The sequence below is a fragment of the Winogradskyella sp. ABM4_392 genome (assembly GCF_056160445.1).
In genome coordinates, this window is sequence record NZ_JBSWXE010000006.1 from 149,673 (window position 1) to 174,972 (window position 25,300).

Annotated in this window: 24 protein-coding genes; 7 read left to right on the forward strand and 17 right to left on the reverse strand. The window is 33.2% G+C overall.

Going from position 1 to position 25,300, the window contains the following annotated elements:
• Positions 1 to 23: 23 nt before the first annotated feature.
• From ACXAFS_RS13130 to ACXAFS_RS13180, 11 genes are all read right to left on the reverse strand, one after another.
• Complete coding sequence (locus tag ACXAFS_RS13130; protein ID WP_475307495.1) at positions 24 to 2,483, reverse strand: T9SS type B sorting domain-containing protein; 2,460 nt, start codon at positions 2,481 to 2,483, stop codon at positions 24 to 26.
• Positions 2,484 to 2,485: 2 nt separating this feature from the next.
• A complete protein-coding gene (locus ACXAFS_RS13135; protein ID WP_475307496.1) occupies positions 2,486 to 5,914 on the reverse strand; it encodes a T9SS type B sorting domain-containing protein in 3,429 nt (1,142 codons plus the stop codon).
• Between the two features lie 103 nt (positions 5,915 to 6,017).
• Entirely contained in the window at positions 6,018 to 6,863 is an 846-nt protein-coding gene (locus ACXAFS_RS13140; RefSeq protein WP_475307497.1) for an ABC transporter permease, read from the reverse strand.
• A 51-nt stretch (positions 6,864 to 6,914) separates the two neighbouring features.
• On the reverse strand, positions 6,915 to 7,817 hold the full coding sequence (locus ACXAFS_RS13145) for an ABC transporter ATP-binding protein (RefSeq protein WP_475307499.1): 903 nt from the start codon (positions 7,815 to 7,817) through the stop codon (positions 6,915 to 6,917).
• A gap of 136 nt (positions 7,818 to 7,953) precedes the next feature.
• Positions 7,954 to 8,469: an IS1096 element passenger TnpR family protein gene (locus tag ACXAFS_RS13150; protein ID WP_475307500.1), complete on the reverse strand. Its 516-nt coding sequence runs from the start codon at positions 8,467 to 8,469 to the stop codon at positions 7,954 to 7,956.
• A gap of 14 nt (positions 8,470 to 8,483) precedes the next feature.
• Positions 8,484 to 9,500: a COX15/CtaA family protein gene (locus ACXAFS_RS13155; RefSeq protein WP_475307501.1), complete on the reverse strand. Its 1,017-nt coding sequence runs from the start codon at positions 9,498 to 9,500 to the stop codon at positions 8,484 to 8,486.
• A 15-nt stretch (positions 9,501 to 9,515) separates the two neighbouring features.
• The gene (locus ACXAFS_RS13160; protein WP_475307503.1) at positions 9,516 to 9,971 is read right to left on the reverse strand and encodes a GNAT family N-acetyltransferase; all 456 of its coding nucleotides are present in this window, start codon (positions 9,969 to 9,971) and stop codon (positions 9,516 to 9,518) included.
• The gene (locus tag ACXAFS_RS13165; protein WP_475307504.1) at positions 9,968 to 11,386 is read right to left on the reverse strand and encodes a CCA tRNA nucleotidyltransferase; all 1,419 of its coding nucleotides are present in this window, start codon (positions 11,384 to 11,386) and stop codon (positions 9,968 to 9,970) included. Before ACXAFS_RS13165 ends, ACXAFS_RS13160 begins: the two co-directional genes overlap by 4 nt.
• A gap of 52 nt (positions 11,387 to 11,438) precedes the next feature.
• A complete protein-coding gene (locus tag ACXAFS_RS13170) occupies positions 11,439 to 12,401 on the reverse strand; it encodes a WaaS/CpsH family glycosyltransferase (protein ID WP_475307505.1) in 963 nt (320 codons plus the stop codon).
• Between the two features lie 10 nt (positions 12,402 to 12,411).
• Positions 12,412 to 13,518, reverse strand: a complete 1,107-nt coding sequence (locus tag ACXAFS_RS13175) for a glycosyltransferase family 4 protein (protein WP_475307507.1) — start codon at positions 13,516 to 13,518, stop codon at positions 12,412 to 12,414.
• 39 nt (positions 13,519 to 13,557) lie between these two features.
• Positions 13,558 to 14,409 carry a glycosyltransferase gene (locus ACXAFS_RS13180; RefSeq protein WP_475307508.1) on the reverse strand — a complete coding sequence of 284 codons (852 nt, stop codon included), beginning with the start codon at positions 14,407 to 14,409 and terminating at the stop codon, positions 13,558 to 13,560.
• A gap of 72 nt (positions 14,410 to 14,481) precedes the next feature.
• Here ACXAFS_RS13180 and ACXAFS_RS13185 point away from each other — a divergent pair, with 72 nt between their 5' ends.
• Positions 14,482 to 15,255, forward strand: coding sequence for a Kdo domain containing protein (locus ACXAFS_RS13185; protein ID WP_475307509.1), 774 nt, complete (start codon positions 14,482 to 14,484; stop codon positions 15,253 to 15,255).
• Here ACXAFS_RS13185 and ACXAFS_RS13190 read toward each other — a convergent pair.
• Entirely contained in the window at positions 15,252 to 16,064 is an 813-nt protein-coding gene (locus ACXAFS_RS13190) for a glycosyltransferase family 2 protein (protein WP_475307510.1), read from the reverse strand. The two genes, ACXAFS_RS13185 and ACXAFS_RS13190, sit on opposite strands and share 4 nt — an antisense overlap.
• Here ACXAFS_RS13190 and ACXAFS_RS13195 point away from each other — a divergent pair.
• Together ACXAFS_RS13195 and ACXAFS_RS13200 are read left to right on the forward strand one after the other, a co-directional pair.
• Entirely contained in the window at positions 16,055 to 16,876 is an 822-nt protein-coding gene (locus ACXAFS_RS13195; RefSeq protein WP_475307512.1) for a glycosyltransferase family 2 protein, read from the forward strand. The two genes, ACXAFS_RS13190 and ACXAFS_RS13195, sit on opposite strands and share 10 nt — an antisense overlap.
• Before the next feature lie 7 nt (positions 16,877 to 16,883).
• Entirely contained in the window at positions 16,884 to 17,705 is an 822-nt protein-coding gene (locus ACXAFS_RS13200) for a glycosyltransferase family 2 protein (protein ID WP_475307514.1), read from the forward strand.
• Positions 17,706 to 17,707: 2 nt separating this feature from the next.
• Here ACXAFS_RS13200 and ACXAFS_RS13205 read toward each other — a convergent pair whose 3' ends face one another.
• From ACXAFS_RS13205 to ACXAFS_RS13215, 3 genes are read right to left on the reverse strand one after another with little or no spacing between them, the layout of a single operon-like run.
• A complete protein-coding gene (locus ACXAFS_RS13205; protein WP_475307515.1) occupies positions 17,708 to 18,745 on the reverse strand; it encodes a glycosyltransferase family 9 protein in 1,038 nt (345 codons plus the stop codon).
• Positions 18,746 to 18,785: 40 nt separating this feature from the next.
• Complete coding sequence (locus ACXAFS_RS13210) at positions 18,786 to 19,100, reverse strand: hypothetical protein (protein WP_475307517.1); 315 nt, start codon at positions 19,098 to 19,100, stop codon at positions 18,786 to 18,788.
• A gap of 4 nt (positions 19,101 to 19,104) precedes the next feature.
• Complete coding sequence (locus tag ACXAFS_RS13215) at positions 19,105 to 19,920, reverse strand: 2,3,4,5-tetrahydropyridine-2,6-dicarboxylate N-succinyltransferase (RefSeq protein WP_475307519.1); 816 nt, start codon at positions 19,918 to 19,920, stop codon at positions 19,105 to 19,107.
• A gap of 361 nt (positions 19,921 to 20,281) precedes the next feature.
• Between ACXAFS_RS13215 and ruvX the strand changes: the two genes are divergently transcribed.
• The 4 genes from ruvX to mazG are packed head-to-tail and all read left to right on the forward strand — an operon-like array spanning position 20,282 to position 22,546.
• The gene (gene ruvX, locus ACXAFS_RS13220; protein WP_475307520.1) at positions 20,282 to 20,695 is read left to right on the forward strand and encodes a Holliday junction resolvase RuvX; all 414 of its coding nucleotides are present in this window, start codon (positions 20,282 to 20,284) and stop codon (positions 20,693 to 20,695) included.
• 38 nt (positions 20,696 to 20,733) lie between these two features.
• A complete protein-coding gene (gene def, locus ACXAFS_RS13225) occupies positions 20,734 to 21,324 on the forward strand; it encodes a peptide deformylase (protein WP_475307522.1) in 591 nt (196 codons plus the stop codon).
• A gap of 10 nt (positions 21,325 to 21,334) precedes the next feature.
• Positions 21,335 to 21,769 (forward strand): DUF5606 family protein, encoded by a 435-nt coding sequence (locus tag ACXAFS_RS13230; protein WP_475307523.1) that lies wholly within the window; start codon positions 21,335 to 21,337, stop codon positions 21,767 to 21,769.
• A 3-nt stretch (positions 21,770 to 21,772) separates the two neighbouring features.
• Positions 21,773 to 22,546: a nucleoside triphosphate pyrophosphohydrolase gene (gene mazG, locus ACXAFS_RS13235; protein WP_475307525.1), complete on the forward strand. Its 774-nt coding sequence runs from the start codon at positions 21,773 to 21,775 to the stop codon at positions 22,544 to 22,546.
• A gap of 300 nt (positions 22,547 to 22,846) precedes the next feature.
• Here the strand turns inward: mazG and ACXAFS_RS13240 are convergent, their stop codons facing one another.
• The gene (locus tag ACXAFS_RS13240; RefSeq protein WP_475307526.1) at positions 22,847 to 23,032 is read right to left on the reverse strand and encodes a hypothetical protein; all 186 of its coding nucleotides are present in this window, start codon (positions 23,030 to 23,032) and stop codon (positions 22,847 to 22,849) included.
• 4 nt (positions 23,033 to 23,036) lie between these two features.
• Entirely contained in the window at positions 23,037 to 24,998 is a 1,962-nt protein-coding gene (locus tag ACXAFS_RS13245; RefSeq protein ID WP_475307527.1) for a DUF349 domain-containing protein, read from the reverse strand.
• Positions 24,999 to 25,300: the final 302 nt, after the last annotated feature.

Below are 25,300 nucleotides of genomic sequence, written 5' to 3' on the forward strand. Positions count from 1 at the left end.
TTCATCTAAATTACGATTAATATTTATCGCACCAAACTAAAGTGACTGGTAAAAGTTCTGCCATCTTCTAGCTTTACTTTAAACCAATAGTCGCTTGATGGCATAGGTGCACCATTATATGTACCGTCCCAACCACCACCAAGAGGGTTGAGTTCTGCCAGCAATTTGCCATAACGATCAAAAATTAAAATACTTGTATTTGCCTGAAATTGACGACTAATCCCTTTAACCTGCCAAAATTCATTAACACCATCACCATTAGGTGTAAAGAATTTAGGAAAACCAATAACTGAGACTAATTCTTCAGAAATACCGCAATCGTTTTTGTCTCTTACAAATACGGTGTAAAGTCCAGGTAATACGTCCTCAAAAACATTAGAATCTTGATAAGGTCCATCAATATCATCCAAAGCATATTCATAATCACCCTCGCCAGATACCAAAACTGTAATCGTATTGTTGTTAGAAGCATCAACAACTTCAACAGCATCTATAGTTGCAATATTAGATGGTAAAACAGTAATAGTTCTATCTTTAAAACATCCATTCACATTACTAACTCTAACATTGTATGTGCCTGCTGCATCAACTTCAATAGTTGCTGTATTTTCACCAGTAGACCAATCAAAAATATAGTTACTAGGTGAATCGTTAATAATATCAGCATCCAACACTATAGTATCAGGAAAACTATTGAGACAGTATAAGGTTTCAAATTCAGTTTCAATATCAGGAAGCTGGTAAACAGTAAGCTCTATTTCACTGATACCATAACAAGCATTTGCATTTTCAACACGAGCATAAATCGTTTGATTATAAGGAATGGTATTTATGAAACTGGCTGTAAGCGGATTAGCTTCAACTAGAGCATCTTCATAAGTTTCATAATATTGAAGGTCTAAACCTGCAGGAGCACCAGCCAGCACAATAGCATTAGTGTCGTTAAGGTTAAACGTTGCAAAACCGTCCTCAGTGCCATCAGCATCACAAATAGCGAGACTAGCATCATTGGATGATGTAGTACTCACTTCTAAAGAGACCTCACTAAAACTTACACAACCAGTAGAGGTGTTGGTTACCCTTGCATAAACAATTTGTGGGTTAAAGAAGTTATCAAAAGCATCAGGATTAATGGCTTCGGTCTCATTTTCTGCATCCACTTGAGATAAATAATAAGTAACATCAGCATTGGGATCTCCATTTGTAATGTCACTAGATATTTCATTAAGATTAAAGGTAGTAAAACCTTCAGGTATGCCATCTTCATCACACTGAATTAGCGATACATCATTGGCAATAGGCTTAGCAGCTACTACTATATTAAATGAAGTAAACCCTACACAACCATTATTTATATCTTCAATTCTTACAAAAATTTCGGTTGGTGTTGCTGAAGTGTTTGTATATATGGTAGGTAAAGCTGAAGCATTAGCTACAGCATCAGTTTCAGATAAATGGTAGCTTACATTGAAGTTCGCACCTAAAATACCGTTTTCAATTTCCTGTGTTTTTACATCAAAATCAAATGTGGTTTGTCCATTTTGATCATCACCATCTGTATCATCATCACATAACTCATAGTTTGTTGGTGTATTGAAGTTTGAAAACGTAGTGACATTAACATCTATATCGTTAATGATAAAACAACCAGTAATTGTATTTTCTATTCTAATATATATGGTTTGATTTCCTCCTAATGAAATAAATTGGTCACCTAAAGGATTAAGATTAATATTGGCATCACTCTCTGTGTTATGATAAGTTACGGCAACATCATTGGCACCATTAATAATATCTTGTGTTAAACTAGAAAAATCAATCTCGGTGATGGCATCATCAAAAGGAGCCAAACCATCACAAAGCTCTAAAGAAGGCAGACTCGTTATGTTTGGATTTGCCAAAACCGGATTAGATGGACTGTCAGGAAATGTAGCTGTTCCTGTCCATTCTAATGAGAAAGGACTATTGCCAACAGGTCTATCTATTACTAAAAAATAAGTTTCTCCGGCTAATACATCCAAATCGCTAACAAAGCTATCTCCATCGGCTCCTGGTCCTTCATTTGGATCTGGATCGTTGGGACTCATTCCTGTAAGGTTGTTACCTTGGTTAGCTGCTGCTGGGTTTGTGGTTGAACATCTAATGGTTTGACCTAGATTGCCACAAGTGGCATTTGGACCAAAAAGGAAAAAATCATAATCTTCCGAAATGGCAGTACTTCCTGGAGTTAATGTAAATGCTAAAGTTCCTGAATTAGCAATATTTATTTGAAACCAGATACTATTATTCTCACCACTTCCGCAATCGCTTAATCCTTGTACTTCCTCAGTACCTTGTCCATTAACATCAAAAGAGAAACTAGAATTGCCACAAACAATAATATTATTAACACAGTCATTAGGTTGTTGACTATGGCAAAAAAGACTAAAGCAAAAGATAGCTATAGCTAATAGATTTTTATTATAGAATAGATTTGGTTTCAATATTATCGTTTTAAAGAGAAGTGGCTGGTAAAAGTTCTGCCATCTTCTAGTTGAACTTTAAACCAATAGTCGCTCGAAGGCATAGGCGCACCATTGTATGTACCATCCCAACCAGGACCTAATGGTTCAAGTTTAGTTAAAAGTTTACCGTAGCGGTCAAAAATAAGAATTAAAGAATTAGCCTGAAAACGATTATTAATCCCTTTAACCTGCCAAAATTCATTGACTCCATCACCATTAGGTGTAAAGAATTTAGGAAAACCTATAACTGAGACTAATTCTTCAGAAATACCGCAATCGTTTTTGTCTCTTACAAATACGGTGTAAAGTCCAGGTAATACGTCCTCAAAAACATTAGAATCTTGATAAGGCCCATCAATATCATCCAAAGCATATTCATAATCACCCTCGCCAGATACCAAAACTGTAATCGTATTGTTGTTAGACGCATCAACAACTTCAATAGCATCTATAGTTGCAATATTAGATGGTAAAACAGTAATAGTTCTATCTTTAAAACATCCATTCACATTACTAACTCTAACATTGTATGTGCCTGCTGCACCAACTTCAATAGTTGCTGTATTTTCACCAGTAGACCAATCAAAAATATAGTTACTAGGTGAATCATTAATGATACCAGCATCTAGTACGATAGTATCAGGAAAACTATTGAGACAGTATAAGGTTTCAAATTCGGTTTCAATATCAGGAAGCTGGTAAACAGTAAGCTCTATTTCACTGATACCATAACAAGCATTTGAGTTTTCAACACGAGCATAAATCGTTTGATTATAAGGAATAGTATTCGTGAAACTGGCTGTAAGCGGATTGGCTTCAACTAGAGCATCTTCATAAGTTTCATAATATTGAAGGTCTAAACCTGCAGGAGCACCAGCTAATACAATGGCATTAGTGTCGTTAAGGTTAAACGTTGCAAAACCGTCTTCAGTACCATCAGCATCACAAATAGCTAGACTAGCATTATTGGATGATGTAGTACTCACTTCTAAAGACACCTCACTAAAACTTACACATCCAGTTGAGGTATTGGTTACCCTTGCATAAATAATTTGCGGATTAAAGAAATTGTCAAAGGCATCAGGATTAATGGCATCGGTCTCATTTTCTGCATCTTCTAAAGAAAGGTAGTACGCTATTGTTCTATCATTCTCATTATTCATTATATCAGCACTGAATACCCCAATATTAAAAGTCGTAAATCCTTCTGGTATGCCATCTTCATCGCACTGTATAATAGAAATGTTATTTGCCACTGGTGCGTCGTTAATTGTAAGCTGAAAACTTCCTGTACTGTAACAGTCTGTATTATTTGTGTTTTCTATTCTAACATAAATAGTTTCATTGACTGGATTGGTATTTGTGTAAGACAAAGATAGAGGAGATGTGTTATCGTCTGCATCTTGTTGGCTAGGATGAAAGGTTATACTTGTGTCAGTTTCTGGTTGTTCACCTCTAATTGATGGGATTAAATCCTCTAGATCTATTGTGGCAATACCATCGGTTGGGTCGCCTTCATTATCACAGAACTCTATATTATTTAATTGAACGATTTGTGGTGTGTTAAAAACCACAATTTGAAAGGTAGTTATATCAAAACAATTAGTGTTATCTATATTATCAACTCTAACATAAATTGTATTGTCAGGATTGTTAGCATTACTATAAGGAAAAGCTATTTCATTTTCAAGATTATTAGCATCATCCATAGATTCGAAATAACGCACATTATATTGTGTAGTGGATTGATCTAAAAGTGCTTCACTATTTTTATTAGTAAAATCTAAACCGTCAACAATACCATCGTTTCCAAAATCATCACATACATTAACATCTGAAACAGGATTTGCTATAGGAATATCAAAAACACCAACAACTGCGCTACCCTCAATTGGACAATCACCATTATTGGGTTCTATATAAACTTCATAAAAACCCGGAGTATCAATAAATAGCTGTGCTTGGTTATTTCCTGCAATAGGACTACCATCAAAAGACCAAACATAATCGGCACCAGGAATATCGTCTGCCTGTAATGTATAACTATCTCCAGTACATAATCGTAATTCTGAGGTGCTTATACCATTTCTGATGATATCTATTTCAAAACCTAGAAAAGATGTAATAAAAGGTGGTAAGCCTAACCTTGCAGAGGTTCCAACAGCTAAGGCTTGCCCAGAAACGTTATAAGTACAGGCTAATCCAGCTTCACTTGGGTTTTCAATAACATCTAAAGTGTTTATGTTTAAAGTGTTACATACATAGATTTTATTGTTGGGCGCTAACTGCATTGAAGCGATAAATCCACCTTGTTGTTGATGTACAATGGTTTCTACATTATTGTTGTCAAGGTCAAACTGCCTAACAACATTCGTACTTGTTACATAAACCTTTTTAGAGTCAGCTGAAAATTCTGTGGCGTAACATGAATTGTTTGATACTAAACTTATAGGGTTACTTACAGTTCCTGTTTCATTATCAAAATCATAAAGCCAAAAACTTCCAGTATTTTGAGAACTGGTAGTACTGCTTGGTTGGTTAATGTTTTGCGCATGGCAAACTGCTATTTTTGTACCATCTGGTGAAGATTTTATATAACCAATACCATTACGTCTGTAACCTTGTGTAGTTATATTTGGTGGTACTACTGAGGTTACTGGTGTTAAATTATTAAATCCGTTAGCATCTATTTTAAAAGCATAAAAAGTGTCAACAAATTGAGTGATTACCCACATAGTTTCGCAATCCGCACCTTGTACAGCAGTAATCTTTTCGGCGCATTTATATAAAACTTGGTCTGGATCAGAAGTGTCATAAGTTATAAGGTGTACATTTTTTTCTGTAGGTACTATATCACCTAAACCTCCGTTGAGAGTCATATCTACTAATGAGTAGTTAAAACCATTATTAAAGCCGTCGTCAGCTTGAGGCACGGTTTGGGGTGCTGAAGAAGGAGGGTTTTCTTGATATTCATTTAAAGGATTTCCGTTTTGATCTGCTGGCCCTTGGTTAGGATCAGCCCAAGCATTATTATGATGAGGTTCATCTACGGTAAAGATGTAGTACAAATCACTGTTTGTAGGATGAGGAATAATTACCCCTGAAGATGTGCTAGAAGGATCACCTAACAAACCATTACCACCTAAATAATTGGCGTTTGGCATTATTTGATTATTTCGGTTCCATACAGTTCTACCGTCTGTGTAGAAGCGTAAATTACCGTTTTCATCTGAAATTGATGAGCAGCCTTCGTTAGTACTTATGGCAGTTGTAATAGGTGTTACGTCTCCTGTTGTTAAATCAAAATTAAGACCAGCATTACTGCCAAACGCCCAGTTTGTAGTTTCTTCTTGAGCAAACGCAATAACTCCAAAAAATAATGTGAATAATAAGGCGATTTTCTTTTTCATAATTGCTTTGACGTATGCTACACACTTTAATACTATATAACAACTAGAACTTAAAAACTCCTAGAGTTAGTATTAAAATTACATAGCAATTACCTCAAAGTTATTACAAATCTCTCTTTTTTAATAATCTATAAGACAAAAATATAAATAATGCTGTCCAAACTATTACAATCAAAATTTCTTGCCATTGTACTGTGTAATCATGTATTAACCCAATATCTTCTGGGTTAATTCTGGTGGCATACCTTACCATTGGTTGCTCAATAAGGTTGTAAAGCGACATTAGTGGGAAAAATTGGCTAATGCTTTCAGCAAAATTATAACCAATTTCTTGAGCTTGGTTTTCGTAGACCTCCCATCTCATGTAAGCATAAGAAATCCATTCGATAGCACTTAAAATAATTATAATTCCAATAGAGAATACAGATCGTTTTACCAATAGAGTTATAAATAAACAGAAAGAGAAAAAACCAACTAGTTTTAAAAAATATGCTAAAAGGTATTCTAAGTCTGTGAATACTATAGAGGCTTCTGTATACGTACTGTAGATTGATCCAATAATGATTGACATTATAAAAACACCTACTGTAGAAACAAGAGCGTATGCTAAAATGACATAAAATTTAGAAAGTATCATTTCCTTTTTACTGAGGCCATCAATGAGATTTTGTTTTAGCGTCCTGTAATTATATTCATTTGAAATCATTGAAATAGCAACTAACGCAAAGAACATTTTAAAGATAGATGCAAAATAAGTATTCCAATGCCAGATAAAAGGGAAGTTGAAAATACCATATTCACTAGGATCTAATCTTATAAAACCTAGATCTATTTTTATGGAAGTAATAAATGCAATGGTAAATGGAAGCACAAAAGAAAGTATAATCAGTACTCTACTCGATTTGTTATTCCAAAGTTTAAAAAGTTCAATATTTAGAAGTCGTAACATGATGTTTTGATTGGTTATTTGGTTTATTTCTAATTATAGTATTTAGAAATGTTAGTTTAAATTATCTGTAAGTTTTAAGAATTGCTCTTCTAAACTTTCTTTACGTTTTACAAGATGAGATAAAGTGATACCTTTTTCGAACATGAGTTTATTAAAGTCTGAAGCAGACATAGGTTCGTCTAAAAAGGCTGTAATTAAATCATCTTCTATTTTAAGTTTACTAAAATTAGAGTGCGACTTTAGTAATGTAACAAGCTGATCTTGTTGATCTGCTTTTAGTTCAAAAAAGCCATGACTACTAATCATTTCGTCTACACGACCAGAGTATAATTTTTCGCCTTTTCTTAGTACAACTACATGAGAGCATACTTTTTCAACTTCATCTAATAAGTGAGAGGCTAGCAAAATAGTTGTCCCACCAGCAGCAATGTCTTTTATAATTTGACGGATTTGATGAATACCTTGTGGGTCTAAACCATTTGTTGGCTCATCTAAAATTAAAATTTCAGGATCATTAAGTAATGCAGAAGCTATTGCCAGGCGTTGCTTCATACCTAAGGAGTATGTTTTAAATTTGTGGTATTTTCTATCTAAAAGACCAACAATTTCTAATTTTTCGTCAATTTTATTAAGGGGTACACCTTTTATTTTACATACTAACTTTAGGTTTTGTTCTGCAGTCATGTATGGATAAAAGTTAGGTCGTTCTATAATAGCGCCTACTTGCTTTAAAGCATCATGTGTAGATGTATTTCCGTTAAACCATTTAAAATCTCCACTAGTTTTATTAACAACATTAAGAACAATGCCTAAAGTAGTAGATTTACCACTTCCGTTAGGTCCTAAAATGCCATATACGTTGCCTTTGTTTATTGTAAAGCTTAAATTTTTTACAGCCGTAAGAGCTCCAAATCTTTTAGTAAGATTGTTGATTGTAAGGATTGGTTGTTCCAAAATTGATTGGGTTTAAATATTGTATAAAACAATATTGATTGGTTATGTAAGTAAGACGAACAACTGATTTTTTTGTTACACAAAAACAAAAAAGCACCATAAAATAGTGCTTTGTTTATAAGTTTAATACTGTTTTTTAGTTCCAGTTTTCATCAAAATCAAGACTTTCATAGTCATCGATGTCTAAGTCGTCTTCAAATTCATTATAATCATCATCTTCATCAGCTTCAAACATTTTGTCTGGTGCCTCATCTGGTATTTGACCATGTACAAACATTAAGTTAGGGTAATCTGTACCTTGAGCTTCTTCAACAATTTCTGCAAGTTCTACGTAAAATGTCCACATGCTTAAAAAGTCGTAAACATATATAAGTTTTGGTGACGCTTCGTGTACAATATCTTTAATGATTGTTGTGCTCATCATTTTAACTTCGTTACCTGCTTCACTCATGTCGAACATGGCAATTTCTTCGCCTTGATTCCACTCATCATCACTTACGTAAAATGAAGCCATTTCCATACCATCAAAGCCAAAAGATTGGGTTATAATGTTATGTAAATCTTCCATAGTATCTGTTTCGCGGATTTCTAAATCACGAAACACATCGTCTTCTGTATCGTTGTCTAATATGACTCTAAATCTGTAAATCATTTTGCAAATTTAAACTATTTACTAAAACGATGAAGTGTAAACACCATACAACTCAATAAAATAAAAGCAACTACCTGATGTAAAACACCTAGCCAAACAGGTACTGCTAATAAAAGTGTAAGTACACCAAGTAAAAACTGAATTCCTACTACAATTAAGAGGCTGTTAACACCTTTTCTTTGCCATTTTGATATATCGTTTCGTGTAGCTTTATACCAAATTGTTAAAATAAATATAACCACTACGTAGGCTAATGTTCTGTGTATAAACTGAACACCGCTTTTGCCTTCAAGAAAATTAAGATACGTTGGGTTTTGCTCGGTATATACGGTCTCGTGCATAAATTTTCCTTCACTCATAAATGGCCAGTGATTATGAATCCAACCTGCATCTAATCCTGCTACAAATGCGCCATAAATTATCTGAATGACTAATACCACTAATCCTATTCTTATAAAATTTCTAAGTTTAGTATCAATAGCTTTTTTATTAGGAAACATTAAATCTAATGCCACCCAAAATGTGTAAGCAAAGGTTAAAAATGCAGTTGTGAGATGTGCTGCCAACCTGTAGTGACTTACGTCTGGTCTATCTACCAATCCACTTTTTACCATATACCAACCAAGAAAACCTTGAAACCCTCCCATAAGGAGCAATATGACGGATTTTTTAATGGTGGATTTTGAAAGTTGCTTTCGGATTAAAAAATAAAGAAAAGGAATGATGAATACCAATCCTATAAAACGACCTATGACACGGTGAATCCATTCCCAAAAATAGATATCCTTAAATTCTTCTAAGGACATGCCGTAGTTAAGTTTTTTATATTCTGGATATTGCTTGTACAAATCAAACGCTTCATTCCATTCAATATCATTCATTGGAGGAATGGTACCAGAGATTAACTTGTAATTAGATATGGATAATCCAGAATGTGTAAGTCTGGTAATACCACCGACAATTACCATAATAAAAATTAAGAAACAACCTGTGAGTAGCCAGTAAATTATAGCTTTGTTATCCTTTTTCATTTTCTTTATTCTTTTTCAGTTTTTCAATTTTTTTTCAAAGCAAATACTATTTTCAACACCTTTGTATTGCCCATAGTTGGGTGTAATTTTATAATCATTCCTTTTGTAGAAGGCGACAGCCTCGGTTTGTCTAATTCCTGTTTCTAAAATAGTTGTACTGTAACCTATTTCGTTAGCCCAATCTTCGAGTTCATTTAAAATTTTTGTTGCGATTCCTTTTTTTCTAGCTTCAGGAAGCGTAAACATTCGTTTTATTTCGACCTTGCTGGTGTCAAAGGTTTTAAATGCACCACATGCTATGGCTTTATTGTTATCATAGGCAATAACTACATGCTTTAAATGTTCTATGCCGTTAAATTGGTTGTAAAAGTTATGTTCATCACCATCTGTGATTTTAAGGTAAGCATCTAACTTTTTTACAAGTACCTTAAAATTGATATGATTGGCGTCTGTTCTTAGAATCGATATCATACATTAACCACATTTAAGCCCAGGGCTTTTCCTTTTTCTATCATAAATTGATGTGCAGCGTCATATTCATTTGGGATATCTCCTTCAAGAATCGCCTCTTTAATAGCTTCTTTTATAATACCGATTTCCTTTGATGGCTTAAGATTAAATGTTTTCATAATCTCTTCACCAGATACAGGTGGTTGAAAATTACGAACACGATCACGTTCTTCTACTTCAACAATTTTATCTCTTACAAGTTTAAAATTGTTGTGATACTTCTTAAACTTTTTAGGATTCTTAGTCGTTATGTCGGCTTCGCAAAGTGTCATTAAATCATCTACATTATCACCAGCATCAAACACCAAACGACGAACAGCGGAATCGGTAACTTCACTAGCTAAAACAATAGGACGAGAGCTCATTAATACCATTTTTTGAACAAATTTCATTTTGTCATTTAATGGCATTTTTAACCTTTTAAAAAGTTTGTAAACCATTTTAGAGCCAACAAACTCATGACCATGAAAGGTCCAGCCTACTTTTTTACTAAATTTTTTGGTTGGAGCTTTACCAATATCATGAAGCAATGCAGCCCAACGCAACCAAAGATTGTCTGTAGTTTCACAAATATTATCTACAACTTCTAAGGTGTGATAAAAATTATCTTTGTGTCGTTGTCCTTCTTTCTCGTCAATACCTTTTAAAGCGGTAAGTTCTGGTAAAATATAATCTAGAAGACCCGTTTTTTCGAGTAGTTTAAAACCAATTGAAGGTTTATCACTTTCAAGAATTTTGTTTAACTCTGTAACGATGCGCTCTTTGGTTATAATTTTTATTCGGTCCTTGTTGTCAGCAATAGCTTTAAGAGACTGTTCTTCAATTTTGAAGTTTAACTGCGTTGCAAATCTAATAGCACGCATCATACGTAGCGGATCGTCACTATAGGTTATGTCTGGGTCTAGAGGTGTTCTTATAATGCCTTTGTCTAGATCTTCTATACCATTGAAAGGATCTAATAATTCGCCAAAGTTAGATGTATTAAGACTAAGAGCAAGTGCATTTATTGTAAAATCACGACGGTTTTGGTCATCTTGTAATGTGCCATTTTCTACAATAGGATTACGGCTGTCTTCATTGTAACTTTCTTTGCGAGCACCTACAAATTCTACTTCAATATCATCGTAACGTAGCATCGCTGTCCCATAAGTTTTGAAAACCTGAACTTTTGGATTGGTAGGTAGGTTTTTAGAAACCTGTTGAGCCAATTTTATTCCACTACCAACAGCAACAACATCAATATCTTTAGCATCACCACGTTCTAATAGATAGTCTCGTACAAAACCACCTATGACATAGCTGTCTAACTGTAGTTCTTCAGCAGATTGTGAAATAGTCTTAAAAATGTTGTGCTTTAGAGCCTGTTTGTGTGTCATACTTTACCCACTAAAATAGTGTTTTGCAAAGATACGACATAAGGCTAATTTTTTATGCTCTTCCGAGTATAGTTTTTACCCAAGTGGTGTAGAGGTACTTTTTATAAATTTCTTTAGGAATATCTATGTATGGTTCAGAAAAAAAGCTTGTCGGAATGTTAATGTCATCAAAATCTTCAATTATATAAATATTCTTAGGGTTATAAAATTCATAATTTTTTATATCTGTATTAGAAGTGATAAGTTTTCTTTTAAAATAAAGACTTTCAAAAGCTCTAAAGGTTAAACCATCTTGAATACCATATTTGTGAATATCGACTATAATTGAGGACTCATTTATTTCCTTTAAAACTTCAGGATTTGTCTTTCTTTTTGTTATAAATTGAACAAGATTGGACTCTGGCTGTTCTTTGTCTGAATGAATGAAGAACTTGTATTCTAATTGATTTTTTTTAAGGAAGTCAGCTAGTTTAACTAGGCTTTTATATCTATAGTCTTTAGATACAACAGTGAAAAGTAGCGTCTTGTTAGGTTCGTTAACTGTATAATTGTTGAGGTAGATAAAATTGGGTATGAACTTAAGGTTGAAATCCTCAACATCTTTTTTTTCATAGGAATATACAGTGTCAAAAAAATGAATAACATCTTTTTTTCTAGGAATGTTATTTATTGAGTCATGATAATAAGCGATTAGTTTTTTGCTGTTTGCTCTAAGAACTTTTAGTTGCTTGTCAAAAAATAAGTCGGGTCTTATAATGAGTGTGAAATCATAATGTTTATCTCTAATCTCTTCTATTACTGGATTGTACTTGTAGTAGTTTTTTAATTTTAAGTTTTTCGTTTTTTTTAGGTAAAAAGATAGGATTCGTTGTCCTATATTTTTGTAGGGCTTGTTTTTGTAATCGGCAAGATTATAATAATCTACCTCGTTATACTGAGATTTTAGTTCTTCAAAAATACAGTCGTAATAACCACTTAAATCAAAGGTTATGAAAAGTGCTCTCGTTGATTTCATGATTTAAGGATTATTGAGTTTTATGCTTAGATAATTCGTCGTACATTTTCTTGGCAATTACTTTCTTGGTAAAGTTATCTAATAAATATTGAAATCCGTTTTGAGTAAATTTATCTTGTAAACCTTTGTCTTGCATAAGTAAAGTTACTTTTTCTGCAAAATCTTTAGGATTACCTACTTTGGCTAAAAGACCAGTTTCACCATCTACAATAACTTCAGAAATACCTCCAGCATCTGCAGCTACAATAGGAACTTTACATGCATAAGATTCTAATAGTACACCTCCTGTAGGTTCGTTGTTTGAGGTAAATAAGAACAAATCAAATTCAGGTAATATATTGGGAACATCTCTTCTAAAACCAGTAAAAATAATGTGCTCTGTTAAGCCTTTTCCTTCAACATAGTTTTTAATATCTTTTTCCATACTTCCTTTACCAACAAGAATATACTTGGCTTTAATAGCATTTTTTTTTACCAAAAGTTCAACAGTATCTATCCAAGTATAATGATCTTTAAAACCAGTAAATTCTGCAATATTCCCAATAATTTTATAGTCTTCTGGGATGTTGAATTCCTCATGTAATATTCCGGTGGCTTCTTGCTTCTTGAATTTGTTAATATCAGTAACACTACCAACTACAGCAAAACGACTATGATCCTTAACAGCAAATTTTAAAGATTCTACAACAGGTTGAGAGACACAAATAATCTTTTTAATGCCTTTGTAATTGTATTTCCACTTTCTAAAGAAATTGGTATCTACACGCTTTATGAGTGTTCTGCAAAGCACCAAAGGAACTTTCATTCTAAAAATAAAATGAGCTAAAACAGCTATGGTATGTGCTTTACTGCTGTGTATAAAAATCACAGATGCTTGTTTTTCTTCTGCTAATTTTTTAAATTCTCTAGCGTAAGATAAGCTGTATTCAGATTTATATTCAAACGGAATAACTTGCATACCTTTTTCAGAAGCAATACGCTCTACTTCTGAGCCTGTAGGGCAAACAATCCATTGGTCTTCTACATAACCTTCTGCTTTAAAAGCTTCGTATAAATAGATGATTTTTTGTTCGTGACCACGCCAACCATTAGAGGCCGTAAATTGTATTAACCGCATTTAAATTGTTTTTTGCAAAACAAAAGTAAGGTTTTAAGGTTACTTTATTTTATAGAGTCCCAAGGCTTTTTTAAACTTTTTGCTTGCTAAAACATAATTAACATATAACTTGTTTTTTAAGCTTAGAGTTCTCCATTTTTTGTGCGGAATGATCTCGTTACTCACCTTTTCTTCAATCGTTTTTGATACAATAAACTGGGTTTTTATATCGTCCCAATCTACATTGTCATAACCATCAAACTCATTAACCTTATTTTTTTCATGAATAATAGACATCCAAAGGCGTTTGTCTGAAATTTCAACACGTCTCGATTCTTTTTTCCACATATTATGATCGCTAAACCATACTGTTTTTGGAGCATCATTTTTTTCAATAAGACTTATAAAAGGATTAAAAATATGCTCTTTTTTACCCAACATTATATCTGGTGAAATTTGAAGCGAATAGCCTTTCAATACATCTATTGCCATAAAGTTCTGAGACTTAAATTGAGATTGAATTGAGGTAATATAATCTTTGTGTATGCAATCATCATTATCTATACGAGAGGTGATGATGTACTGACTACCTTTGCTATCCTTTTCAATATAATCTTTAATAGAAGAATGGAATGCTTCCATACCATCAATATAGAATGGCCTAAAGTGAGGGTATGGCTTTAGCAACATTTCTAATTCGGTTTTAAAATCAGAATCTGTACTTGTGTCAAAAAATAGTAGCCACTGAAAATTTGTGTTGGTTTGACTTGCTACAGATGGTAAACAAAAGTTACTAAAAAGACCAATACGGTGTGTCATCCACTCGCGAGTCAATAGGGTTTCGTTATTTTTAGTTACTTCCCATTTTTTATTTTTAAGATTAAAACGCGTGATTAGATAATGTTTAAACATGGTATGGTATTAGTTGCTGGCAAATTTAAAGAATTAAATAGCTACTTTTGCAAACTAAGTTAATAGCTGTATATGTCTGTAACAATTAAAATTCATAAAGATTCTAAACTTACTAAGTCCACTGTTTTGTCTACACTTGGTAATTTTGAACATCAAGGAGAACTTATAGGTACAGGTTACAGAAACGTTATTAAGATTCTTGATATTGAAGGTGAACGCTATAATATCAAAGGTTTTAAGGTGCCTAATTTGGTGAATAAGATTGTTTACCGTTTTTTTAGAAAAAGTAAAGCAGAGCGTTCTTTTTTATATGCAGAGCGTTTATTAAAAAGCGGAATTTTAACACCAAAGCCAGAAGCTTACATTGAGTACAAATCCTTGTTTGTTTTTGGAAAAAGCTATTACATAAGCAAGCAATTAGAATATGATTTTACCATAAGAAAACTTATAGACGAACCTGAGTGTGATGATTACGATAATATCCTTAGGCAGTTTACACAATTTACTTTCAAGTTACACGAAAAGGGCATACACTTCTTAGATCATTCACCAGGAAATACTTTGATTAAGAAAACAGATTCTGGTTACGATTTTTATTTAGTAGATCTTAATAGAATGGAGTTTAAAACGCTAACTTATGATGAGCGATTGGCAAATTTTGCACGCTTATCTCCAAAAGATTATATGCTAGATATAATAAGTGATGAATATGCCAAGCTTATAAATAAACCACACAAAGAAGTTAAAGAGAGAATGTACTTTTTTTCTAAGAAATTTTCTTCTGGTTTTAAGAAAAAAGAAGCTTTTAAAAAGAAATATTATTTCTGGAGAAAAAAGAAAAACTAAATGTCCTTTTTATAAATTTCACGCAACTTAGAGTACTTCAAAAAAGTAATGTTTGCAGTTTGTACACAGATTACAAAGCCGTTAAAACCATCTAAAAACCCAAGTCTTAAAACATAAGATTTAAAAAATGCCCAAGTCGGATTCCATATAATTTTCCATAAAGGAGCCGTTTTACCCTTATCATAATAAGCCCTGGCTGCAATTGTAGAGAAATGTTCGGTTTTATTATTAAATTCAGAATAAGTTTGGTATGTCCAATGCAGAATATCACCCTTTAAGTGTCCGCTTTTGGTCTTATTATCGTAAAACTGAACATTATCATGCGGATTAATTCCTTTCCATTCAGCTTTTGTTTTGTCAAAAACACGTAATTTTCTGTTAGGATACCAATCGCTATGTTTTATCCATTGACCGCAAAAATTATTATAACGGTTGGCGTAATATCCATCAAAATTCCAGTTATTTTTTAGCTCAATTATAGAGTTTTGAAGTACTTCAGAAAGTGCCTCATCACCATCAAGAGAAACAACATGGTTGTATGTAGTTTGGTTTAGCGCAAAGTTCTTTTGCTCTATGTAGCCTAAAAATTTTTGCTCAATAAACGTTACATTATATTTTTGGCAAATAGCTTTGGTATTATCGGTAGAGTAGGAATCAACAACAACAATTTCGTCAACAACATTCACTAAAGATTGTAAACATCGCTCAATGTTTCGTTCTTCATTAAAGGTAATAATAACACCAGATAGTTTTAGCATAGTTGTGATTTCACTGCTGTAAAAATAGTATTTTTGTGCTAATGAAATCATCACTAAAGGCTTCAGTTATCATAAGCACTTACAACCAGCCAAAATGGTTAGCGTTGGTGTTGCATAGTTATGGTATTCAAACAGAATCTAATTTTGAATTAATCATAGCTGACGATGGTTCTGATGATAGAACAAAGGCTGTAATTGGTGAGTTTTCTAAGCAGTCAAACATAGGTATTACTCACGTATGGCAAGAGGATGAAGGCTTTCAGAAAACCAAAATTCTTAATAAAGCTATTATGGTTTCAAGTTCAGAATATCTCATATTTACAGATGGTGATTGTATTGCAAGAGCAGATTTTGTAGCAACACATTTAAAGTTGAAGCAAACGAGTTGTGCGCTATCAGGAGGGTATTTTAAATTGTCCAAGGAGATTTCTCAAAGTATTACCAAAGAGATCATAGATGATCAAAAATGTTTCGATAAACAGTGGCTTTTAAATCAAGGTCAGGCTAAAAGTTTTAAGCTAAATAAGTTAACGAAATCTAAATTGAAGGCAAACCTCTTAAACACATTAACTCCAACAAAAGCTACTTTTGATGGCATGAATGTATCTTGTCATAAAAAAGATATTTTAGCTGTAAATGGTTTTGATGAGCGTATGCAATATGGAGGTGAAGACAGGGAAGTAGGCGAGCGTATGATGAATAACGGTGTAAGATTCAAGCAAGTGAGGTATAGTACTATTTGTGTACATTTGCATCACGAAAGGCCTTATAAAAACGAAGAAGCAGAGACTTTAAATCTGAAAATTCGAAAAGAAACAAAAAAAAATAAATCAAGATATACCAAGTTCGGTATTAAGAGATAAAAAATTCATGGCGTTACCAAAAATTACAGTCATTATTGCTACTTACAATAAAACCGATTGGTTAGAGAAAGTGCTGTATGGTTATAGTGTGCAAACCTACAAAGACTTTGATGTTATTATAGCAGATGATGGTTCTACAGAAGAAACCAAAGCATTAATAGATAAATTTAAGAAAGATTATCCTGTAGAAATTACCCACGCATGGCATGAAGACAAAGGGTATAGACGCCAAAAAATTTTAAATGAAGCCATTGTAATGGCTAAGCACGATTATATTTTATTTACAGATGGAGATTGTATTCCACGTGAAGATTTTGTAGAAACTCATGCTAAACATGCCGAAGAAGGCTACTTTTTGTCTGGCGGCTACTGTAAACTACCAATGGATATTAGCAAAACTATTGCTGAAGATGATATTAAATCTAAGCGTTGTTTTGAGGTTAAATGGCTTAAAGAGCAAGGTGAGTTGAGTGGAAAAAACAAACTAAAGCTCTCTGCAAAAAATGGTCTGGCTAACTTCTTAGATGTGGTAACTCCAACAGGTGCTACATTTAACAACTGTAATTCCTCTGCTTGGAAATCTGATTTAATAGCTATAAATGGTTACGACGAGCGCATGCAATATGGTGGGCCAGATAGGGAATTGGGTGAGCGCTTGGTAAACAACGGCATTAAAACGAAACAAATACGATACAAAGCTATTTGTTTGCATCTAGATCATGCACGTGGTTATAAAACACAAGAATCTTTAGATAGAAATTTGGCCATTAGAGCTAAGGTGAAAAAAGATAATTTAAAGTGGACTAAATTCGGTATTAAGAAAGATTAAGCCTATAATCTTTCTAAAAATTTAACCAAGCCTTCTTCAAAAAGAGAAGGCTTAAATTTTAAATATAATTCAGAAGCTTTAGATTTTAGTTCCTTTGGGTGCTTTAAATCTAAATATGGTTGGTTGTCGTAATCTTTTAGATGAACCGAAACGTGCTTTACACCATCATCAAACATATTCCAAGCTTCTTTTTTGATCCAAGGAGAAAATATAGTAAATGTTGGGATACTCAAAGCTTTCGCCATGTTTACAGCACCTCCTTCATTTCCTAATAGTGCATCGCAATGCTGTGTTATGGCTAAAAAATCTCTCAAACTTTTACCGAAAACATTAAAATGAACGTTGTTTTGAGTTTTTGGTGCACAAAGATTTAAAATCGCTTTAGCATCAGTCTCTTGTTTTGGTATATAATTGAATAAAATCTGGCTTTCGGGTTGAGTTGTTACAATTGTATCAATTACTGAAGCCATATAGTCAAACGGATAAGTTTTGTTAGATCCGCTTCCTAAAACACCAATCATGTAGAGTGGTTTGTTAGTGTCAATGTTATTTGATTCTAAAAACGCTTTAGCTGCAGATTCTTCCTCTTTAGTAAGATATATTTTTGGTCTTACTATTTTACTGCTGTCTATATCTATAGGCCGCAATAGTTGCAGTCGGTTTTCTATGGCTAAACCTGCATTGGTGTCAGCTTTAGCCTTGTGTTTGTATAAGTTGGTATACAATAGCTTATTTCTGCCTTTATCTATAGAAATTTTAATTTTCGCCTTAGAAAATAAAGTTATGAGGTTACTCGATAGTTTAGAGTAAACATCTATGATAACATCGTAATTTTCTTTGCGAAGTTGTTTAGCAAGTTTAAAAAGTTTCAGTTTACTGTTTTCGTGTTCTGGAGTAAAAAACTGAATCTTATCGATGTAAGGGTTTTGATCTACAACAGGAAACGTGTGCGTATTTATAAGGTAATGTAATTCTGTATTAGGATATTGATGTTTAATGGCTTCAAACAATATGCTCGAAGCCAAAACATCGCCAATCATTTTTTGTTGTATGATTAAAATTTTCAACCTTAATTATTTCTTAGAGTAGTCTATATCTAATTACACAAGGTCTATTTATTGAGTTTTTCAAATCTCTTAAACTATCATATTTTTCAATATGACTATAAGTGTTTCCATTAGATTTAATAGTTATTTTAACCTTAATGTTTTTTTTGATTCCTCTTTTTTTAGGCCATGTAATAAATTCGTTTCTCAATTCATCTTCGATAGCCTCTAAAGCACTTTTTCTAAATCTTTTATTACCAATTCGCTTTGAAAAAGGACGTAAATGTTTTGCCCATTCTCCACAACGAAAACGACCTTTATGATAATTAGTATTTAGATTAGTTCTCATTTTTTTACACTGCTACATCATACTCGCGTAAAGCATCGTTCAAAGAAGTTTTCTTATCTGTACTTTCTTTACGTTTTCCAATAATCAAAGCACAAGGCACTTGGTATTCGCCAGCAGCAAATTTCTTGGTGTAACTACCAGGAATTACAACAGAACGCGCAGGCACTCTACCTTTCATTTCTACAGGTTCATCACCAGTAACATCAATAATTTTAGTACTCATGGTTAATACCACATTAGCACCAAGAACCGCTTCTTTTTCAACATGTACTCCTTCAACAACAATACAACGGCTGCCAATAAAAGCACCATCTTCAATAATTACAGGAGAGGCTTGTAAAGGCTCTAATACACCACCAATACCAACACCACCAGAGAGGTGTACATTTTTACCAATCTGAGCACAACTACCAACTGTAGCCCATGTGTCTACCATTGTACCTTCATCTACATAAGCACCAATGTTAACATAGCTAGGCATCATAATAACACCTTTAGAAATGTAAGCGCCATGTCTAGCTACAGCATGTGGTACAACTCTAATGCCTTTTTCCATATAGTTACGCTTTAATGGAATTTTGTCGTGGTATTCAAAAATACCAACCTCGTGTGTTTCCATTTTCTGAATAGGGAAGTAGAGTACAACCGCTTTTTTAACCCATTCGTTTACTTGCCAGCCATTTTCAGTAGGCTCTGCAACACGTAAGGTGCCAGCATCTATTAGGTCTATAACACTTCTTATGGCATCAATGGTTACGCGGTTGGTTAATTGAGAACGGTCGTCCCAAGCATTTTCTATAACGGTTTGTAGTTGTTTCATGTATCTAAAATTTCCGTAAAGATAAGTTGATAAAAAGCCTTGATAAAATATTTTTAAAAAGAATTGTGACCTATCTTAAAAAGTTGTGTCTCAATAGTATTAAATGCGAGTTAAATTTATTTTATATAGGTTTATCTGAGAATTTAATTAATAGCTAATTATGAAAACTCCTCTCCCCTTGATTTGAGGAGTTTTCTTTTTTTAGAAATAATGTGACCATTTAAAACATTTGGTGTCTTATAGATATAATTAACGTGATTTATTTATAGAGGGTAATAAAATCAACGACTTAATTAATAGCTAATTCTAAAAACGCTTCTTTTTATTAAGAAGCGTTTTTTATTACACTATCTTTGCAGCAATGGGAAGAATTTTAGCCATAGATTACGGTACAAAACGAACGGGTTTAGCAGTTACAGACCCTATGCAAATTATTGCATCTGGATTAACAACTGTTGAAACGAGTGAATTGATACAATATCTGAAAATTTATATAGAAGAGGAGAATGTAGAAAAATTTGTTGTAGGAGAGCCTAAACAAATGGATAACACAGCTTCAGAGAGTGAAATCCATATTCAAAAGTTTTTAGAGAAACTGCAAAAAGAAATTCCATATATTCCTGTGGTACGTGTAGATGAACGTTTTACTTCTAAAATGGCGTTTCAAACCATGATTGATAGTGGTTTAAAGAAAAAACAAAGACAAAATAAAGCACTTGTAGATGAAATAAGTGCAACCTTAATTTTGCAGAGTTATTTGGCTTCAAATTTTTAAATAAGAATTGTACTTTTGCACCCGAAAACAACAGAATTATGATATTACCGATAGTTGCATATGGAGATGCCGTATTAAAGAAAAAGGCTAAGGAAATCGATAAAGATTACCCAAAGCTTAATGAGTTGATAGAAAATATGTACGAGACTATGTATGGTGCTCATGGTGTTGGTTTAGCTGCTCCACAAGTTGGTTTGCCTATCCGTTTATTTTTGGTAGATACAGAGCCTTTTTCAGACGATGAAGATTTGTCTGAAAAGGATAGAGAACAAATGAAGAATTTTAAGAAAACATTCATCAACGCACAGATTTTAGAAGAAGAAGGAGATGAATGGGCTTTTAATGAAGGCTGTTTAAGCATACCAGATGTTAGAGAAGATGTATTTAGAAAGCCTAAAATAAAGATTCAATATCAAGATGAAAATTTTGAAACGCATGTTGAAGAATATGATGGTTTAATCGCTAGAGTTATTCAGCATGAGTACGATCATATTGAAGGAATTTTATTTACCGACAAACTATCGTCGTTTAAAAAACGTTTAATTAAAGGTAAATTGACAAATATTTCAAAAGGAAAAATAAGAATAGATTATAAAATGCGTTTTCCTGCAATGAGCAGAAAACGTTAATACAAAATATATGAGCTTAGATAAAATTTTAGCTATTTCTGGTAAACCAGGATTATACGAAATCGTAACACAGACAAGAACAGGTGCAGTAGTACAATCGTTAATTGATAAGAAACGTATTACTGTAGGTGCACATAGTAACATTAGTATATTAAGTGAAATCGCTATTTATACTTTAACAGAAGAAGTACCTTTAAAAGATGTACTTAAAAAGGTTAAAGACAAAGAAAATGGTGAGCAAACATCGATTAGCCACAAAGACAGTAAAGATACTTTAGAAGAGTATTTCTTTGAAGTTTTACCAGATTATGATGAAGACCGTGTGTATCCTTCAGACATAAAAAAAGTAATTCAGTGGTACAATTTACTGCACAAAAATGATCTTTTAGGATCGCTTGAAACTGAAGCTGAAGAAGAAACAACTACTTCAGACGAAGAAGAATAAACCATGTCTAGCAAAGCAGCCCAACTAAAAGCCTTTGAACGTTTGCTTGTAATTATGGACGAGTTGCGCGAGCAATGTCCATGGGATAAAAAGCAAACCATGGAGTCGCTGCGTCATCTCACTATAGAAGAAGTTTACGAACTTGGTGATGCTATTTTAGACAATGACTTAGATGAGGTAAAAAAAGAGTTGGGTGATGTCTTACTGCATATTGTTTTTTATTCTAAAATAGGAAGTGAAACAAACAATTTTGATATCGCAGATGTATGTAATAGCATCTGCGATAAACTTATAGATCGTCATCCACACATCTATGGAGATGTAAAGGTTGAAAATGAGGAAGACGTAAAACGCAATTGGGAGCAATTAAAACTCAAAGAGGGTAAGAAAAGCGTTCTCGAAGGTGTGCCAAGAAGTTTGCCAGCTATGGTAAAAGCCAATAGAATACAAGATAAAGTTGCAGGTGTAGGTTTTGATTGGGAACAACCAGAGCAAGTTTTTGAAAAAGTAGAAGAGGAGTTAGCCGAATTAAAAGCTGAAATAGCAAAAGGTAATCAAGATGCTATTGAAAGTGAGTTTGGTGATGTTTTATTTTCTATGATTAATTATGCACGCTTTCTAAAAGTAAATCCTGAAAATGCTTTAGAGCGTACCAATAAAAAATTCATAAAACGCTTTCAGTATCTCGAAAGTAAATCTAAAGAGCTTAATAAGCCACTAAAAGATATGACCTTATCTGAGATGGATGTCTTTTGGGAAGAGGCGAAATCTCTTTAGTTTATATTTTGTCATTCCGCACCTGATGCGGAATCCACTTCTACACTACCGATTTTTAGATTCCTGCCTTCGCAGGAATGACAAAAGAGAGATATGTTAAAATTATCCCAAAAAGAAAACCTTAAGATCCAAACAGAAATTTCTCACGTAAATAAGATATATAAAAACAACAACGTTTTTATATTCTTAGTAGGAAATCTTAATTATTATTAAGCGGTTGTAATTAAGGTTAATTTAGTTTAGTTAGGGCAAAACCCATCTGTTGGTAACAGATGGGTTTTGATTTTTATAGGCTTAAATTTATTCTACCTCACCTTTGCTTTTGATTTTCTTTCCAATATTAAAGCTTATTATACCAATCAAGCCTCCAATAATTACAGATGTCCAATCAATTCCGCTATTAGGCTCTTTCATAACGATAATGTAAGTTACATAAGCTGCTGTTGGAAATGCAATGATGAAATTACCTAATAATTTGTTGTCCATAAATTTAACTATACATTCCACGAATCTTGGTAAGCTTAGCTTTCCAAGTTTCTAATTCTTTTTTGTGCTTGGCAATGTTCTTATGGACATCTTTTACCAATGGATTATCCGAGTCTACATTAGTGAAAAATTGTAAGTTATTTTCAAGCTGCGTTATTTCAGATTTTACTTCGCCAATTTTCTTGCGGATAAAGTTTTGTTCGTTATCTAAAAGTCTGGTGTCATCATTATTATTGGCTAAATTTTCAAGCTTACTTTCAAATTTTACCATTTCTAACTTAGACTTCTCCATTTTTAGTTTATCAAAAGCATCGTCTATTGCTTTGTAGAATTTGCCATCTATGTAGCGTTTGTTTTGTGGTACATAGCCAATTTCTTTCCACTCAGCAATTCTGGTTTTTAAATTTTCTACGTCAGCTTTGTTATCGCCACTTAGTTCCATTGCTTTTAAGTCATCAAGTAACTTTACTTTCTTATCAAAAGCATCATACAAATGCTGGTTTTCAGCCTTACGTTGTGCATGCATTCTATCAAAATAGTGGTTACAAGCATTTTTAAACTGTTTCCAGATTTTGTCGCTATCGCGTCTTGGAACATGACCAATTTTTTTCCAATCGTTTTGAATTTTCTTCATTAAAGGAGTAACAACCGCAAAGTCGTCACTGTCTTTGTTTTCTTCAGCAATTTTTATGAGCTCTTTTTTCTTTTGAAGATTCTCGTATTGGTCTTTCTTTAAATCTTTGTAGAACTTGTTTTTTCCACGATTAAAGTTTCTAACAGTGTCTTTAAACTTTGCCCAAGTGGCTTCGTTTACTTTTAAAGGTACTTTACCTGCATTAAAAAATGCTTCACGTAGTGCTTCAACTTCTTTTATTTTCTTTTGCCATGCACTGTGAGAGTTAACTGTATCATCTGCAACAGCTTGTATTTTTGCTATGATTTCTTCTTTCTTTTCAAGATTCTTTTCATAAGCTTTGTCTAAATCAGCATAGTAAGCTTGGCGCTTATCATGTATGGTTTTTGTAGCATTGCTAAAACGCTCCCAAATTTCTTCTCTATGTTCTTTAGCTACAGGTCCGAGTTCTTCTTTCCAAAGTTTGTGTAGTACTTGTAGTTCTCTAAAAGCACGGTTTACATTGTCATCTTTTGCTAGTTCTTCGGCACGTTCTATAATCTTTAATTTTTGATCATAGTTGTGCTTAAAGTCCATATCGCGCAAGTCATTATTAAGATGTAAGAAATCGTAAAAACGCTCTACATGATGATGGTAGGTGTTCCATGCATTATTGTACTTATCTCTTGGTATCGGGCCAGCATTGCGCCATTTTTCTTGAAGCTCTTTAAAGGTTTTATAAGTGCTTCCCATGTTTTCTTCAACGGAAAGTAGGCCTTTAATTTCTTCTATAATAGCTAATCTGTTTTCGAGATTTTGCTTAAGATTATGTTCACGTTCTTTGTAGTATGAACTTATGGATTGTTTGTAATCTTTATATAGTTGGTTGAATAGTTTTTTTGTATCGTTGGTGTAGTAGAAGTCTATTTCGTTACCACCATCGTTTATAAATTCTTCTTTCTTTTCTTCTAAAAGCTCACCAAATTTAGCATTGAATTCTGCTTTAATTTCATTGACTTGTTTTGATATTGTCTGAATTTTATGATGCTTCAAAAGTCTGTTGAGTTCTTCTGCTAAATCTTGCATAGACATAGCATGGTAGTCTTTTTCTTCTACTTCATGGCGCTCTGCATTAGATTCATCTTCAGCATCCTCTGCATTAGAAGCTTCAATTTCTGAATGTGCATCAGCGTCTACTTTAGATTCATTGTCAGAATCTTCAGCAGTTTTAATTTCATTTTTCACTTCAGTATTTTCTTCAACTTGTGGAGTTGATTCTTCTTGCGGAGCAGTGTTTTGTAATTCTACTTCTTTTTTTCCGTCTGCATCTTGCAGGTTATCATTCTCAGACATATGTCAAAATATTTATTAGGAGGTTAAAGATACTAACAACTCGTTGAATTACAAAGCAAATAAAAGGGTGAAGTTTATTTGTGTAATTGTTTAATCGTTGATGTGTGTAGTTGTTTATTCGTTAGGTGTTAGGTGTTAGGTGTTAGGTGTTAGGTGTTGAGAAGTATGTAAGTATTGTTGTTTGAAGGTTTATTCGATTTTTTACTTTCACTAATCACTAATCACTAATCACTAATCACTAATCACTAATCACTAATCACTAATCACTAATCACTAATCACTAATCACTAATCACTAATCAC

Bases quoted from the DNA above. Each gene is read 5' to 3' on its own strand.
- ACXAFS_RS13135 (WP_475307496.1), bottom strand. From the start codon at position 5,914: ATGAAAAAGAAAATCGCCTTATTATTCACATTATTTTTTGGAGTTATT.
- ACXAFS_RS13140 (WP_475307497.1), bottom strand. From the start codon at position 6,863: ATGTTACGACTTCTAAATATTGAACTTTTTAAACTTTGGAATAACAAA.
- ACXAFS_RS13150 (WP_475307500.1), bottom strand. From the start codon at position 8,469: ATGATTTACAGATTTAGAGTCATATTAGACAACGATACAGAAGACGAT.
- ACXAFS_RS13155 (WP_475307501.1), bottom strand. From the start codon at position 9,500: ATGAAAAAGGATAACAAAGCTATAATTTACTGGCTACTCACAGGTTGT.
- ACXAFS_RS13160 (WP_475307503.1), bottom strand. From the start codon at position 9,971: ATGATATCGATTCTAAGAACAGACGCCAATCATATCAATTTTAAGGTA.
- ACXAFS_RS13165 (WP_475307504.1), bottom strand. From the start codon at position 11,386: ATGACACACAAACAGGCTCTAAAGCACAACATTTTTAAGACTATTTCA.
- ACXAFS_RS13170 (WP_475307505.1), bottom strand. From the start codon at position 12,401: ATGAAATCAACGAGAGCACTTTTCATAACCTTTGATTTAAGTGGTTAT.
- ACXAFS_RS13175 (WP_475307507.1), bottom strand. From the start codon at position 13,518: ATGCGGTTAATACAATTTACGGCCTCTAATGGTTGGCGTGGTCACGAA.
- ACXAFS_RS13180 (WP_475307508.1), bottom strand. From the start codon at position 14,409: ATGTTTAAACATTATCTAATCACGCGTTTTAATCTTAAAAATAAAAAA.
- ACXAFS_RS13185 (WP_475307509.1), top strand. From the start codon at position 14,482: ATGTCTGTAACAATTAAAATTCATAAAGATTCTAAACTTACTAAGTCC.
- ACXAFS_RS13195 (WP_475307512.1), top strand. From the start codon at position 16,055: ATGAAATCATCACTAAAGGCTTCAGTTATCATAAGCACTTACAACCAG.
- ACXAFS_RS13190 (WP_475307510.1), bottom strand. From the start codon at position 16,064: ATGATTTCATTAGCACAAAAATACTATTTTTACAGCAGTGAAATCACA.
- ACXAFS_RS13200 (WP_475307514.1), top strand. From the start codon at position 16,884: ATGGCGTTACCAAAAATTACAGTCATTATTGCTACTTACAATAAAACC.
- ACXAFS_RS13205 (WP_475307515.1), bottom strand. From the start codon at position 18,745: ATGATTGGCGATGTTTTGGCTTCGAGCATATTGTTTGAAGCCATTAAA.
- ACXAFS_RS13210 (WP_475307517.1), bottom strand. From the start codon at position 19,100: ATGAGAACTAATCTAAATACTAATTATCATAAAGGTCGTTTTCGTTGT.
- ACXAFS_RS13215 (WP_475307519.1), bottom strand. From the start codon at position 19,920: ATGAAACAACTACAAACCGTTATAGAAAATGCTTGGGACGACCGTTCT.
- ruvX (WP_475307520.1), top strand. From the start codon at position 20,282: ATGGGAAGAATTTTAGCCATAGATTACGGTACAAAACGAACGGGTTTA.
- def (WP_475307522.1), top strand. From the start codon at position 20,734: ATGATATTACCGATAGTTGCATATGGAGATGCCGTATTAAAGAAAAAG.
- ACXAFS_RS13230 (WP_475307523.1), top strand. From the start codon at position 21,335: ATGAGCTTAGATAAAATTTTAGCTATTTCTGGTAAACCAGGATTATAC.
- mazG (WP_475307525.1), top strand. From the start codon at position 21,773: ATGTCTAGCAAAGCAGCCCAACTAAAAGCCTTTGAACGTTTGCTTGTA.
- ACXAFS_RS13240 (WP_475307526.1), bottom strand. From the start codon at position 23,032: ATGGACAACAAATTATTAGGTAATTTCATCATTGCATTTCCAACAGCA.
- ACXAFS_RS13245 (WP_475307527.1), bottom strand. From the start codon at position 24,998: ATGTCTGAGAATGATAACCTGCAAGATGCAGACGGAAAAAAAGAAGTA.